The organism is Achromobacter insolitus (assembly GCF_002209555.1).
GTDB lineage: Bacteria > Pseudomonadota > Gammaproteobacteria > Burkholderiales > Burkholderiaceae_B > Achromobacter > Achromobacter insolitus.
On the sequence record NZ_NJIF01000004.1, the window covers coordinates 92235 to 105294 of the forward strand.

Sequence of the window (13060 nt, forward strand, 5' to 3'; positions counted from 1 at the left end):
CTGAGGCGATCAATCATGGAACGCGCCATACACGTCCCTGCGCTGCTGGCCCGACTGCGGATGCGGCAGATCGTCCTGCTGCTGGCGATCGAAGAGCGCGGCACGCTGCGCGCCGCCGCCAACCAGCTCAATATGACCCAGTCCGCGGCCAGCAAGATGCTGCACGAACTGGAACTGGCCATCGGCCAGCCGCTATTCGGACGGGTGGGCCGAGGACTGGCGCTGACCGCGGCGGGCGAATGCGTGATGGGGTACTTCCGCGGCATGCGCGGCACGGTCTCGTCGCTGGCGCGCGAGCTGGATGAGTTGCGCCTGGGCAGCGCGGGCAAGCTGTTCATTGGCAGCATCATGGCGGCTTCGCCCGGCCATCTGACCGACGCCCTGCTGCGCCTGAAGCAAACCTATCCGCTGCTGGCGGTGGAGATTTCCACCGGCACCAGCGACCTGCTGATCGGCCGCATGAACGAAGGCAAGCTGGACGTGGTGATAGGCCGCATGCTGACCCTGTCGGACAGCCAGTACGTCTTTCGTCCGATCGGCGACGAGGCGTTGTCGGTGATCGCGGCGGTGGACCATCCGCTGGCCGGACGCAAACGCGTGAACTTCGACGCCATGCTGGCCTATCCGTGGGTCCTGCAACCGCACGGCAGCCCGATGCGGGACGTTATCGAGCAGGAGTTCCATGCGAACAATGCCAGCACGCCCAAAGGGCTGATCGAATCGGCATCCATCCTGACCACCACCAACCTGGCGATGAAATCAACGATGCTGGGCGTGATTCCCGAATCGGTGGCGAGCCGGTACGCGGCGCATGGCCTGCTGGCGATCCTGCCCTACCAGATTCGGCAGCGCCTGACGGCCTTTGGCAGCATCGTGCCCCGCGACCGGCCGCTGAGCGCGGCGGCGCGCCATTTCGTGGGATTGCTGCATGGCGACGTCGCAGTTTGAGACCACGCAACGCAAGGCGGAATACCCCCCATGCCAAGGGCGAAAACCAGCTGCTGCACAGTACAATCGCGTATTGCGCATCGCGCGTTTTTTATTTTGAGGTCCATCCGTGAGCGCATTGCCCGCCTGTCCAAAATGCCAGTCCGAATACACCTATGAAGACGGCGCCGCGTTTGTCTGCCCGGAATGCGCGCATGAATGGACGGCACAGGCCGCCGAAGCCACCGAGGACGCGGGCAAGGTCTACCGCGATTCGGCAGGCAACGTGCTGCAGGACGGCGATACCGTCACCGTCATCAAGGACCTGAAACTCAAAGGTTCCGGCGGCGTGATCAAAATGGGAACCAAGGTCAAGGGCATCCGACTGGTCGACGGCGACCACGACATCGACTGCAAGATCGACGGCTTCGGAGCGATGAGCCTGAAGTCTGAGTTCGTGAAGAAGGTCTAGCGCCGCCGTCCGCCCCGGGCCGCGGCAGCGCCGCGCCCGGCTACAGATCCTCGGGTTCCTCGGGCTTGGGCATCAGGTACGCCGTCAGCGTGCTGGACAGCCCCGCCATCACCCACAACACGAAGAAAGAGACGGTATAGAAGCCCGTGCGTCCCGTCGGGACATGCCCGAAGATCGCCACGTCCAGGGGATCGATCAGGGCGAAGATCAGCGCGCTCCCCGCCGCGGCCGCCATGAAGGACGGCCACAGGATCCACATCAATGATCGCAAGCCCATCTGTTGTTCTCCCCGGGTTACGGATTGGCGCTGGGCGCAACCTGCTCGATGACCAGGCCGCGCTTGACCACGCCTTCCTGGATTGGCTGGTTGCTGAAGTTGGTGAAAGCGAAGTAGATGGTGACGAAGCACCCTATCATGGCCGCAAACGGGCCGGCCATGAGGATCCAGGGCCAGGGTTCGCGGTACCAGGGCTTGGTGGCTTTGGCGGGTTGGACGGCGGTCATGGGTATGTCCTCTTCAATGCTCAATCAGGTACGTAGAAACTGGCGGCCTCGTCGGTCTCGACCGGTCGGTTCTCGCCATCCTGGCCGCGCGCGCGCAGCGTAATGGCATGGGCGCCCGGCTGCGTGCCAGCTGGCGCGCGGATGACCATGGGCACCAATTTGTTGGCCGCGGCTTCGACCTCGACGGTGTCGGAACCCTGCTGGCCAGCCAGCACGGCCAGGCCCGGCACGCCTTCAGCCGACAGGCGCAGCGTCAGGGGCGTATCCGACGTGTTGATCAGTTGCAGGCGGTACACGTTTTCGATCATGCCGCCGGCCACTTCGCGTCCCAGCGCGCCCCGATCACGGATCACATCCACCCGCAAGGGGTTGCGCATGGCCAGGGACACCACGAAAGCGACGGCCAGCGCCAGGATCAACGTGCCGTAGATCAGCACGCGCGGACGCAGCAGGTGGGAGCGCGCGCTCTTGGCGGACAAACCGTCCAGCATGGCGCGCTCAGAGGTGTAGCGAATCAGCCCCGGCTCGTACTGCATCTTGTCCATGACCTGTTCGCAGGCGTCGATACAGGCGCCGCAGCCTATGCACATGTATTGCAGGCCGTCGCGGATATCGATGCCCGTCGGACAGACCTGCACGCACAGGCTGCAATCGACGCAGTCGCCCAGGCCGGCCGCCTTGTGGTCCACCTTGCGCGAGCGGCCGCCGCGCGGATCGCCGCGGCGCTTGTCGTAGGTGACGACAAAGGTGTCGGGATCCACCATCACGCTCTGGAAGCGCGCGTAGGGGCACATGTACTTGCATACGGATTCGCGCATGAAGCCGGCGTTGCCCCAGGTGGCAAAGCCATAGAACAGCATCCAGAACCACTGCCAGGGGCCCAGCTGCAGGGCGAAAAGCTCATGCCCCAATTCGCGGATAGGCGCGAAATAGCCGATGAAAGTAGAGCCCGTCCACCAGGCCAGCGCGATCCACAGGAAATGCTTGGTGAACTTCAGGCGCGCCTTGCGCCAGGACCAGGGCGATTCATCCAGGCGAATGCGCGCCACCCGGTCGCCCTCGACCTTGCGCTCTATCCACATGAAGATTTCCGTGTAGACGGTCTGCGGACAGGCATAACCGCAGAACAGGCGCCCGGCCACCGCGGTGAAGAGGAACAGCGCCAACGCCGAGATCACCAGCAGCACCGCCAGGTAAACCACGTCCTGCGGCCACAGCACCAGGCCGAAGAGATAGAACTTGCGAGCGCCCAGATCGAACAGCACGGCCTGGCGGCCATTCCATTGCAGCCAAGGCAGGCCGTAGAAGATCAGCTGGGTGAGAAAGACAAACGCGATGCGCCAACGGGCGAAGATGCCGCTGACGGATCGCGGATAGATTTTGCTGCGCACGCCCGCCAACGTCTGCTCCAGGGTCTCCGTCCCGGGACGTGGCGGCCGAACATGCGGCCGCCAGGGCGGCGGGTCACCGTCAGGCGAAGTGCCGACCCTTGCGGCTGACCCATCTTCCATTTGCTGCTCCCTGCTGTAAGTCTGGTGACATGAGGGCAGCGCCAGCGCGGCCCTTATCCCTGCGCTGTGCTGCCCGCTGTAATGCCTTTACTTCGTTGCCGTTGCCGGCGGGGCGTTTGCCGTCGCCACGCTGGCGGTAGCGTCAGGCTTGTTCGACAGGCCCCAGACCCATGCCGTCAGGATCTTGATCTGTTCGGGCGTCAGGATGTCCTGGTGCGCCGGCATGCGGTTGTCGCGACCGTCGAGGATCGTCTTGACGATGGTGGCGTCAGAGCTGCCGTAGAGCCAGACGTCGTCAGTCAGGTTCGGCGCGCCCAGCGCCTGGTTGCCCTTGCCGTCGACACCGTGACAGGCCACGCAATAGTTCGCGAATTCCCGCTTGCCGCGAAACACGCGAACCGGATCGGCCGTCAGGCCCGACAGCGAACGCACGTACTGCGCGATGTCGCCAGCGGTCTTGGCGTCGATTGCAGCCTTCCATGGCGGCATCACCCCAACGCGGCCTTGCGTGATGGTCTGCGTGATGGCTTCGGGCGAGCCGCCATGCAGCCAGTCGCCGTCGGTCAGGTTGGGAAAGCTGGGGCCGCCCTTGGCGTCCGAGCCATGGCATTGCGCGCAGGTGTTCAGGAACAGGCGCTGGCCGATTTCACGGGCACCCGGATCCTGGGCGATCTGCGGCACGTCCATGGTTTCGAAGCGCGCGTAGATCGGACGCACGGCCTCGGCCATCTTGGCCTGCTGCTGCGCAACTTCCTGCGTGCTGCTGTAACCCAGCTGGCCCTTGTACTCGCCCAGGCCCGGCATGAAGAACAGGTAGCCCAGGGCGAACGCGCAAGCCAGCAGGTACATCCAGGTCCACCAGCCGGGCACCGGGTTGTTCAACTCGGTCAGGTCGCCGTCCCAGACGTGGCCCGTGTCCTCGACCTTGCCGTTGGCCGGCTTGGTGCTGAGCCAGCGGCGCTGGGTGTACAGCAGCCAGACGCACCAGACCACGCCGCCGACGGCGACGATCGAGATGAAATACCCCCAGAAGCCATTGACGAAATCGCTCATGACCGATTCGCTCCATCTTGTTGTCCCTGCCCGAATTCATCGGGCAGTGCGAACGGCAGCATGGCCGATTCGCGGTTGGCGCTCTGGCGGCCGCGCGAGCAGGCCCACCAGACAATGCCGAAAAATGTTGCCATCGAGACCGCCGTGACGGCCGCGCTCAGGTAGCCCAGCATGATCAGCCTCCCGTGGCCGCTTGCGCGGCCGGCTGCGCGGCGGACTGGGCGGCCTTCTTGGCCGCTTCCGCCTGTTTGGCCTGCTCGGCCTGCTTGGCCTTGCGCACGCCCACGCCCAGCCCTTGCAGGTAGGCGACCAGCGCGTCTTCCTCGGTCTTGCCTTCGATCGCCTTGGGCGCCGCGGCGATTTCCTCGTCCGTGTAAGGCACGCCCAGCTTGCGCAGCGCGCTCATGCGCTCGCTCACGTTCTCGCCGGTGATGACCGTTTTCTCCAGCCAGGGATACGCGGGCATGTTGGACTCCGGCACGACCTTGCGCGGATCGCGCAGGTGAATGCGGTGCCAGTCGTCGGAGTAGCGTTCACCCACGCGCGCCAGGTCGGGACCGGTGCGCTTGGAGCCCCACAGGAAGGGATGATCGAAGACCGATTCCGCTGCCACCGAATAGGAGCCGTAGCGCTGCACTTCGGCCGCCAGCACCCGCACCTGCTGCGAGTGGCAGCCGACGCAGCCTTCGCGGATATAGACGTCGCGGCCCATCAGGCGCAGCGGGCTGTAGGGTTCCACCCCGGCGACGGGTTGCGTCGTGCTGTGCTGGAAGAACAGTGGCACGATCTGGACCAGGCCCGCGAAGGACACCACCAGGATGCTGGCGATGATCATCCAGCCAATGTTCTTCTCGAGCGTCTGGTGGGAAAAGAAACCAGATTTGTTGTTGGCCATGATGTCCTCGTCAAACAGTGGCCGGCACGGCGGTCGCGGGGACCGGCTGGCGTGCGGCATGGGGATCGTCTTGCGGAATGGCGGGGTTGACCGGGCGCGCGCCGCGCACCGTCATCCACACGTTCCACGCCATGACGAACACACCCGACAGGAACAGCGTGCCGCCGAGCAAGCGGATCAGGTAATACGGCACACGCGTCTTCAGTTCTTCGACGAAGCTGTAGACCAGCGTGCCGTCGCTGGCGGTGTCGCGCCACATCAGGCCTTGCTGCACGCCGGCGATCCACATGGCGGCGATGTACAGCACCACGCCGATGGTCGCGATCCAGAAATGCAGTTCGATGGCCTTGACGCTGAACATCTTCTCGCGGCCATACAGGCGCGGGATCAGGTAGTAGAGCGATCCGAAGGAGATCATGGCGACCCAGCCCAGCGCGCCCGAGTGCACGTGGCCGATGGTCCAGTCCGTGTAGTGCGACAGCGCGTTGACCGTGCGGATCGACATCATCGAACCTTCGAAGGTCGACATGCCGTAGAACGACAGCGCCGTGACCATGAACTTGAGGATAGGATCGGTGCGCAGCTTGTACCAGGCGCCCTGCAGGGTCATGATGCCGTTGATCATGCCACCCCAGGACGGCGCGAGCAGGATCAGCGAAAACGTCATGCCCAGCGACTGCGTCCAGTCGGGCAGCGAGGTGTACAGCAGGTGGTGCGGGCCCGCCCACATGTAGGTGAACGCCAGCGCCCAGAAGTGGACGATGGACAGGCGGTACGAATAGATGGGGCGGCCGGCCTGCTTGGGCACGAAGTAATACATCATGCCCAGGAAGCTGGTGGTCAGGAAGAAGCCCACCGCGTTGTGGCCATACCACCATTGCACCATGGCGTCCTGCACGCCCGAGTAGGCGGAATAGGACTTCCACATCGACACCGGCATCTCGATGTTATTGAAGATGTGCAGGATGGCGATGGTCAGGATGTACGAGCCGAAGAACCAGTTGGCCACGTAGATGTGCTTGGTCCGGCGCTTGATGATGGTGCCGAAGAACACGATGGCGTAGGCAACCCAGACCAGGGTGATCAGGATGTCGATGGGCCATTCCAATTCGGCGTATTCCTTGCTGCTGGTGAAACCCATGGGCAAGGTGATGGCGGCGGCGACAATGACGATCTGCCAGCCCCAGAACGTGAACGCGGCCAACGGGCCGCAGAACAGGCGCGCCTGACAGGTGCGCTGGACCACGTAGTAAGACGTTGCGAACAGCGCGCTGCCGCCGAACGCGAAAATCACGGCATTGGTGTGCAACGGACGCAGGCGGCCGTAGCTCAACCATGCGGTGTCAAAATTCAGCTGCGGCCAGATAAGCTGTGCAGCGAGAAAAACGCCCACAGCCATGCCGACAATACCCCACACTACCGTCATGAGCGCGAACTGCCTCACGATCTTGTAGTTGAAGGTGTCGGCCTTGCTTGCGATTGCGGCGCAATCGTTCATCGCCCTTCCCCTAAAGTAACAGATAGCTCCAGGCTGCAATGATGGGACTAGTCACTCAAGGCAGCGTTGATCTGGATCAAGCATCTCGTTACATGGTGGGGAACGCAGCGCCGGCGCAACGGGTCATGGCGCCGGGTCAAGCACCGCGCTCAGCCGCGGCTGGCCGGTCCGCTGTCGTCGTCGAGCAGGATGGCGCGGCCGGCATCGTCGGTGTCGTCGTACTGGCCGTTGAAAACGGCCCACCACAGCGACACGCCGATGGCCAGCACGAACAGCAGGGATAGAGGCAGGAGCAGATAGAGGATGGTCATTGCGCTGCTTCCAGCGCGGCGCCCGCCGCCAGGTCGCCCGACCAGTCGCGGCGGCACAGGCGCCACGAGTTGTAGGCGACAGCCAGCGAAGAGACCAGCATGGTGATTGCGGCCAGCCACGGCGTGACCCAGCCGACCAGTGCCAGCGGCGTCATCAGCAGATGCCAGATCAGCGAGCCGTACAGGTTCTGCCGCGCCTTGCGGCGCGCCTCGCCCAGCAACTCGTCCAGCGCCGCATCGGGCATGTACGGATGGGCGGCCAGCGCCGAATGCGCCGACGCCATGGCGGTCGGCACCGCCATCGACATGGCGCAGGGGCAGCTCATCACCAGGAGCGCCACCATCACGGGGATGCTGTGCGCCGGGTCGATGTAGGCCCAGGCAGCCGCGGCGGCCAACGCCAGCGCGACCTGGATCATGACAAAGCGCGACGCCAGCCGGTCGGCGCGCGCGCCCAGGTCCAGGCGCTGCGCTTCAACGCGTTCGTGGCGCAGCCCCGCTGCCGCGCCGCCAAACGACTGGCGGGCGCACAGTTCCAGGTAGCGCGCCGTCAACAGAAAGGCCACGAACATCGTGACCGAATCGAAGTACACCTCGCCCCGCCCGGTATAGGTGGCGTGAACGCTGGGGATGAAGGCGGCGACGATGCCCAGGGCCACCGGCACGTCCATGCCGGCGCGCCCATGGCGCAGGTTGTCGCCCGCGTGGCGCCAGATTGGCCAGGCCGAATAGACCACCACCGGCACGGTCAGCGCAAAGCTGGCCCAGTTCATCAGCACGATGGCCCAGTCCAGCGTTTCCAGCGCGTCGGCGGGCATGCTTTCGTGGCGCAGGTAGCCGGGCCAGGCGAACATCATCACCTGCATCATCGCCAGCCACGCCAGCGACAGGCGCACCAAGGCATGGCGGCGCTGCTGGCGGTCAGCGGCGGACAGGCTGGCCGGGACGGCGAAAATCGATTTTGCTCGCATGCGCCGATGGTAATCAGCGCGCCGCAAGCACGCCTTGATCTGGATCAAGGCGGACCGGGCGGGTTTGCCCGGGCAACGTGCAGGACCGCCCCTCTCGCGGCCGGCCGGGTCAGGGGCGCCGTTGGCGCAGCACGTCCACCACTGCCCGCATCAAGCTGGCCAGTTCGTCTTCGGCGATGGTCAGGGCCGGGGTCAGGTAGACCACATTGCCGAACGGCCGGACCCAGACTCCTGCGTCGACCAGACGCCGCTTCAGCGCTTCGCGGTCGGTGATGCCATCCAGTTCGACCACGCCGATCGCGCCCAGCACGCGCACGTCGCGCACCCAGGGCAACTCGCGGCAAGGCTCCAGGCCGGCAGCCAGCGCCGTGGAAATCGCCTGCGCCTGCGCCAGCCGTGGCTCGCTCTCGAACAGGTCCAGCGAGGCGTTGGCCGCGGCGCAGGCCAGCGCGTTGCCCATGAAGGTAGGGCCATGCATCAAGGCATGAGACGGATCATCGGACCAGAAGGCCTCGAACACCCGGCTGCTGGCCACCGTGGCGGCCAGCGGCAAGGTGCCGCCCGTCAGCGCCTTGGACAAGGTGACGATGTCGGGCCGGATGCCGGCCTGCTCGAATGCGAACAGCGTGCCGGTTCGGCCGAAACCGGTGAAGATCTCGTCAAAGATCAGCAACAGGCCGTGCCGGTCGGCCAGGCGGCGCAGGCGCCGCAGCACCTCCGGATCATGCAGCAGCATGCCGCCCGCGCCCTGCACCAGGGGCTCGACCAGGATGCCGGCCAGCCGCGCGCCATGGATTTCCAGGTGGGCCTCCAGCGCTGCCAGTTCGCCCTCGGTGCGCGGCAGGTCAACGATGTCGTGCTCGGCCAGCATGCCCCGGTACAGGCTGTGCATGCCTTCGTCCGGATCGCATACCGCCATGGTGCCGAAGGTGTCGCCGTGATAGCCGCCACGGAATGCCAGGAAACGGCTGCGGCCCCGCTCTCCCTGGTTCAGCCAGAATTGCAGCGCCATCTTCATGGCGACTTCCACGGCCACCGAGCCGGAATCCGTGTAGAAGACCCGGTCCAGTCCCGGCCCGAGCATGCCGGCCAGCCGGCGCGCCAGGTTCAGCGCCGGCTCGTGGGTCAGTCCGCCGAACATGACATGCGGCATGGCGTCCAACTGCGCGCGCACCGCTTGCGCGATGTGCGGATGGTTGTACCCGTGGCATGCGGTCCACCAGGACGCCACGCCATCGATCAGGCTGCGGCCGTCGGCCAGTTCCAGCCGGCTGCCGTGGCTGCGCACCACCGGCAGCGGCGGCGTCGCCGTCTTCATCTGCGCATAAGGGAGCCAGATATGGGGTTGGCCCCGGGCCATCCAGTCGGGCGTGTGCATGATTCACCTCTCGATACCTGCGCCGCGCCCAGGCCCGCCCTACGGATGCGGCCGGAACGGAAGCGGCGGCGCCTCCACTACAATGGCCCGCATTCTACGGCCTGGCGGGGATATATCCCGGTCAGGCCGCTGCCGGAAAATTAGATGTCCAAGCTGGATCCGCTTTTCTCGTCCGAACTGGCGCGTGCCGAAACGCGCCGCGTGCGCCGCCGCCTGCGCACGGCCACCGCAGCCGCCCCGGGACGCCTCGTCCTCGAGGGCGAACCCGTCCTGAACTTCTCCAGCAATGACTACCTGGGCCTGTCCCGGCACCCGCTGCTGGTCGAGCGGTCGCGCGAATGGGCGGCCCGCCACGGCGCAGGCGCCCAGGCCTCGCGCCTCGTAACCGGCAACCTGGACCTGCACGAGCAAGTGGAGGCCAAGCTTGCGCGGCTCAAGGGCACGGAGGCGGCGTTGCTGCTGGCCTCGGGCTGGCAGGCCAACGCCGCCGTGCTGCCCGCGCTCCTGCGCGCGGCTGCCGGCCAGGGCGAGGTCGAGGTGTACGCCGACAAGCTCAACCACGCCAGCCTGCACCACGGCTGCCAGGCCGCAGGGGTCAAACAGATCCGTTTCCGGCACAACGACCTGGATCATCTGGAAAGCCTGCTCGCGGCCCGGGCGCCCGCCGAAACCGGCGGCAAACCGGTGGCGCGGTTCATCGTCACCGAGAGCGTGTTCAGCATGGACGGCGACCGCTGCGACGTTGAGCGGCTTGCAGGCCTGGCGGACCGGTACCGCGCGTTCGTCTACCTGGACGAAGCCCACGCCACCGGCGTCCTGGGTCCGCGCGGCATGGGACTGGCTGGACTGGCGCCGGGCCGCATCGACCTGGCCATGGGCACATTCAGCAAGGCGCTGGGCGGATTCGGCGCGTATGTTGCCGGTTCTCGCGCCCTGTGCGACTACCTGGTCAACGCCTGCTCCGGTTTCATCTACACGACGGCGCTGCCGCCCGCGGTGCTGGGCGCCATGGACGCGGCGCTGGACCTGGTGCCTACGCTGGATGCCGAACGCGCCCGCCTCGCTGCCGCGGGCGACAATCTGCGCGCCGCGCTGCGTGGCATGGGACTGGACACCGGCGCGTCCTCCACGCAGATCGTGCCGGCCATCGTGGGTGACGAAGACCGCGCCCTGGCGCTGGCTGCCGCGCTGGAACAGCGCGGTCTCCTGGCCGTGGCCATCCGGCCGCCTACCGTCCCCGCCGGCACCAGCCGCTTGCGCGTCACGCTCAGCGCCGCGCACCGCGACGTGGACGTGGCGCGGCTGATCGATGGCTTCGCCGCCGCGCTGGCGTGATGGCTGCTGCCCCGATGCAAGCCGCCGTTACCCGCCCCACCCTGCTCTTCGTACATGGCTGGGCCTTCGACGCCTCGGTCTGGGCGCCGCTGCGCGCCGGCCTCCGGGATTGGCCGCAAGCTTTTTTTGACGCCGGCTACTTCGGGTCTGGCCAGGAGCCGGACATTGGCGGCCCGGTAATCGCCATCGGCCACTCGCTGGGTGTGCTGCGCCTGCTGCGCCAACTGCCGCCAGGCTGCCGGGGCCTGGTGTCCATCAACGGCTTCCCGCGCTTTGCCGCTGGTCCCGGCTACGAGGGCGTGGCGCTCCGCTTGCTGGACCGTATGTCCAAACGGCTGTCGACCGACCCCGTCCCGGTGCTGCGCGACTTCCGCCAGCGCTGCGGCGACGCGTCCGATTTCGACGCGCCGCGGCTCGCGCCGCTTGCGCGCGATCTGCAGGCCCTGCGCGAGGAAGACCGGCGCGACGCCCTGGCGGCATTGCCCGTGCCGCTGCTGGTTCTTGCTGGCATGGAGGATCCCATCGTTCCGGCGCCCATGACACAGGCAGGCTTTGCCGGCTTGGCCAACGCGGAGATCCATGGCCGCGAAGGCGGCGGCCACCTGCTGCCCGTGTCGGACGCGCCCTGGTGCGCGGCACGGATCCGCGCCTTCATTGCCCGCCTGGCGGACGCCGCATGACGCTGGCCCCGCGCAACGCCAGGATCGGAGCTCGCTTCAGCGCCGCCGCCCAGGCCTATGAAGACCACGCGTCCGTCCAGCGCCTGGCGGCCGAACGGCTGGCCAGCGATATCGCCCTGCTGCCGCTGCCCCGGCGCCCGCGCATCCTGGAGATAGGCTGCGGCACCGGCCTGCTGACGCAAGCGCTGGCGCGGCGCATCGGCCCGGCGGACTGGACAGTGACCGACATCGCCCCCGGCATGCTGGCGGTGGCGCATAGCGGCCCGCCCTTGCCCGGCCAGGCCCGCTACCAGTTGCTGGACGGCGAACATCCGGACGGGTTGCCGGGCGGCTACGACCTGATCTGCTCCAGCCTGGCGGTGCAATGGTTTTCCGACCTGAACAAAGGCCTGGGCCGGCTGGCCGCGCTGCTCGCGCCGGGCGGCTGCCTGGCCGTGGCAACGCTGGCGGAGGATACGTTTCACGAATGGCGCGCCGCGCATGCCGCGGCCGGCCTGACTCCCGTCACGCCGCGCTATCCGCCTGCCGCCGCCATCCATCCGGACGGGGGCAAACTGGCGGGTGGCGTGCGCAGCGAACGGCTGATACAAAATCATCCTGACGGGCTGCGTTTCCTGCGCAGCCTGAAAGGCATCGGCGCCACCACGCCCGCTCCCGGCCGCCCGCCTCTTGGCGCTGCGCAGCTGCGGCGCGTGCTGGCGGCGTTTGACGAACAAGGAGCCGGGGCGACCTACCACCTGGCCTACGGTATGTGGAAAAAACCGAACAAGCACCCCACCGGGGTTTTCGTGACCGGCACCGACACCGGCATCGGCAAGACCCTGGTATCCGCGATCCTGGCGCGCGCCTGGAACGCCGACTACTGGAAACCCGTCCAGACGGGCGTGGCGGAAGAACCGGGCGACACGGAAACCGTGGCGCAACTGGCCGGGCTGCCGCCCGAACGCCTGCACCTGCCCGCGTACGTGTTGCAGGCGCCGCTATCGCCCTGGGCGGCCGCCACGCTTGAAGACACCATAGTCGATGCGACCAGCATCGTCCCGCCCGCCACGCCAGCGCCATTGATCGTCGAGGGCGCCGGCGGCCTCTACGTGCCGATCGACGATACCCACATGATGATCGACCTGATCGCGCGGCTGGACATGCCCGTGGTGCTGGCCGCGCGCAGCGGACTGGGCACCATCAACCACACCTTGCTCAGCCTGGAGGCGCTCAAGCGGCGCGGCATTCCCGTGCTGGGCGTCATCATGAGCGGACCGCTATCGGCGGGCAACAAGGAAGCCATCGAGCGCTTCGGCGAGGTGCGCGTGCTGGCCGAGATCCCGCCCCTGTCCAAGGTCGACGCGCAGACCGTCGACGCGCTGGCCAGCGGCATTCCGTCGCTGGCGGAATGCCTGCAGGCGCTGGGCGACGCGCCTGCCGTAACCAGCTAGCGGGTAGCGCTGCTGCCACCCGCCCAGCTTCCGGCCCCGCTGTTTCCGGGGCCGGAGCCGTTACGCATTCGTACAAAATAAATTCCGATGGC

At 66.7% G+C, this 13060-nt stretch carries 15 protein-coding genes; 5 read left to right on the plus strand and 10 right to left on the minus strand.

What is annotated here, in order from left to right:
• Window positions 1-15: 15 nt before the first annotated feature.
• Complete coding sequence (locus CEY08_RS15545) at window positions 16-948, plus strand: LysR family transcriptional regulator (RefSeq protein WP_042794340.1); 933 nt, start codon at window positions 16-18, stop codon at window positions 946-948.
• A gap of 109 nt (window positions 949-1057) precedes the next feature.
• Window positions 1058-1399, plus strand: a complete 342-nt coding sequence (locus CEY08_RS15550; protein WP_042794341.1) for a zinc ribbon domain-containing protein YjdM — start codon at window positions 1058-1060, stop codon at window positions 1397-1399.
• A gap of 40 nt (window positions 1400-1439) precedes the next feature.
• Here CEY08_RS15550 and CEY08_RS15555 read toward each other — a convergent pair whose 3' ends face one another.
• From CEY08_RS15555 to CEY08_RS15600, 10 genes are all read right to left on the minus strand, one after another.
• Window positions 1440-1676, minus strand: coding sequence for a hypothetical protein (locus CEY08_RS15555; RefSeq protein WP_042794342.1), 237 nt, complete (start codon window positions 1674-1676; stop codon window positions 1440-1442).
• A gap of 17 nt (window positions 1677-1693) precedes the next feature.
• Window positions 1694-1903, minus strand: a complete 210-nt coding sequence (locus CEY08_RS15560) for a FixH family protein (RefSeq protein WP_042794343.1) — start codon at window positions 1901-1903, stop codon at window positions 1694-1696.
• A 20-nt stretch (window positions 1904-1923) separates the two neighbouring features.
• Window positions 1924-3414, minus strand: a complete 1491-nt coding sequence (ccoG, locus tag CEY08_RS15565) for a cytochrome c oxidase accessory protein CcoG (protein ID WP_076814567.1) — start codon at window positions 3412-3414, stop codon at window positions 1924-1926.
• An 87-nt stretch (window positions 3415-3501) separates the two neighbouring features.
• Window positions 3502-4467 carry a cytochrome-c oxidase, cbb3-type subunit III gene (ccoP, locus tag CEY08_RS15570; protein ID WP_076814569.1) on the minus strand — a complete coding sequence of 322 codons (966 nt, stop codon included), beginning with the start codon at window positions 4465-4467 and terminating at the stop codon, window positions 3502-3504.
• Window positions 4464-4640, minus strand: coding sequence for a cbb3-type cytochrome oxidase subunit 3 (locus tag CEY08_RS15575; RefSeq protein ID WP_042794345.1), 177 nt, complete (start codon window positions 4638-4640; stop codon window positions 4464-4466). Before CEY08_RS15575 ends, ccoP begins: the two co-directional genes overlap by 4 nt.
• Before the next feature lie 2 nt (window positions 4641-4642).
• Window positions 4643-5362: a cytochrome-c oxidase, cbb3-type subunit II gene (gene ccoO / locus CEY08_RS15580; RefSeq protein ID WP_042797201.1), complete on the minus strand. Its 720-nt coding sequence runs from the start codon at window positions 5360-5362 to the stop codon at window positions 4643-4645.
• A 10-nt stretch (window positions 5363-5372) separates the two neighbouring features.
• Window positions 5373-6860 carry a cytochrome-c oxidase, cbb3-type subunit I gene (gene ccoN / locus CEY08_RS15585; RefSeq protein WP_042794346.1) on the minus strand — a complete coding sequence of 496 codons (1488 nt, stop codon included), beginning with the start codon at window positions 6858-6860 and terminating at the stop codon, window positions 5373-5375.
• 149 nt (window positions 6861-7009) lie between these two features.
• On the minus strand, window positions 7010-7171 hold the full coding sequence (gene ccoS, locus CEY08_RS15590) for a cbb3-type cytochrome oxidase assembly protein CcoS (RefSeq protein ID WP_042794347.1): 162 nt from the start codon (window positions 7169-7171) through the stop codon (window positions 7010-7012).
• Window positions 7168-8142, minus strand: a complete 975-nt coding sequence (locus CEY08_RS15595; protein ID WP_063641299.1) for a P-type ATPase actuator domain-containing protein — start codon at window positions 8140-8142, stop codon at window positions 7168-7170. Before CEY08_RS15595 ends, ccoS begins: the two co-directional genes overlap by 4 nt.
• A 109-nt stretch (window positions 8143-8251) precedes the next feature.
• A complete protein-coding gene (locus CEY08_RS15600) occupies window positions 8252-9520 on the minus strand; it encodes an adenosylmethionine--8-amino-7-oxononanoate transaminase (protein WP_042794348.1) in 1269 nt (422 codons plus the stop codon).
• A 144-nt stretch (window positions 9521-9664) separates the two neighbouring features.
• Between CEY08_RS15600 and CEY08_RS15605 the strand changes: the two genes are divergently transcribed.
• Genes CEY08_RS15605 through bioD form a run of 3 tightly spaced genes read left to right on the plus strand, consistent with a single transcriptional unit; the run spans window position 9665 to window position 12968 of the window.
• Complete coding sequence (locus CEY08_RS15605; RefSeq protein WP_076814571.1) at window positions 9665-10855, plus strand: aminotransferase class I/II-fold pyridoxal phosphate-dependent enzyme; 1191 nt, start codon at window positions 9665-9667, stop codon at window positions 10853-10855.
• A gap of 14 nt (window positions 10856-10869) precedes the next feature.
• A complete protein-coding gene (locus CEY08_RS15610; protein ID WP_076814573.1) occupies window positions 10870-11535 on the plus strand; it encodes an alpha/beta fold hydrolase in 666 nt (221 codons plus the stop codon).
• Window positions 11532-12968 carry a dethiobiotin synthase gene (gene bioD, locus CEY08_RS15615; protein WP_084738574.1) on the plus strand — a complete coding sequence of 479 codons (1437 nt, stop codon included), beginning with the start codon at window positions 11532-11534 and terminating at the stop codon, window positions 12966-12968. Before CEY08_RS15610 ends, bioD begins: the two co-directional genes overlap by 4 nt.
• The last annotated feature ends 92 nt before the right edge of the window (window positions 12969-13060 follow it).

Coding starts and splice junctions, on each gene's coding strand:
- ccoG (WP_076814567.1), bottom strand. CDS start 3,414: ATGGAAGATGGGTCAGCCGCAAGGGTCGGCACTTCGCCTGACGGTGAC.
- ccoP (WP_076814569.1), bottom strand. CDS start 4,467: ATGAGCGATTTCGTCAATGGCTTCTGGGGGTATTTCATCTCGATCGTC.
- bioD (WP_084738574.1), top strand. CDS start 11,532: ATGACGCTGGCCCCGCGCAACGCCAGGATCGGAGCTCGCTTCAGCGCC.
- CEY08_RS15600 (WP_042794348.1), bottom strand. CDS start 9,520: ATGCACACGCCCGACTGGATGGCCCGGGGCCAACCCCATATCTGGCTC.
- CEY08_RS15575 (WP_042794345.1), bottom strand. CDS start 4,640: ATGCTGGGCTACCTGAGCGCGGCCGTCACGGCGGTCTCGATGGCAACA.
- ccoN (WP_042794346.1), bottom strand. CDS start 6,860: ATGAACGATTGCGCCGCAATCGCAAGCAAGGCCGACACCTTCAACTAC.
- CEY08_RS15595 (WP_063641299.1), bottom strand. CDS start 8,142: ATGCGAGCAAAATCGATTTTCGCCGTCCCGGCCAGCCTGTCCGCCGCT.
- CEY08_RS15610 (WP_076814573.1), top strand. CDS start 10,870: ATGCAAGCCGCCGTTACCCGCCCCACCCTGCTCTTCGTACATGGCTGG.
- ccoS (WP_042794347.1), bottom strand. CDS start 7,171: ATGACCATCCTCTATCTGCTCCTGCCTCTATCCCTGCTGTTCGTGCTG.
- CEY08_RS15555 (WP_042794342.1), bottom strand. CDS start 1,676: ATGGGCTTGCGATCATTGATGTGGATCCTGTGGCCGTCCTTCATGGCG.
- CEY08_RS15560 (WP_042794343.1), bottom strand. CDS start 1,903: ATGACCGCCGTCCAACCCGCCAAAGCCACCAAGCCCTGGTACCGCGAA.
- CEY08_RS15545 (WP_042794340.1), top strand. CDS start 16: ATGGAACGCGCCATACACGTCCCTGCGCTGCTGGCCCGACTGCGGATG.
- ccoO (WP_042797201.1), bottom strand. CDS start 5,362: ATGGCCAACAACAAATCTGGTTTCTTTTCCCACCAGACGCTCGAGAAG.
- CEY08_RS15605 (WP_076814571.1), top strand. CDS start 9,665: ATGTCCAAGCTGGATCCGCTTTTCTCGTCCGAACTGGCGCGTGCCGAA.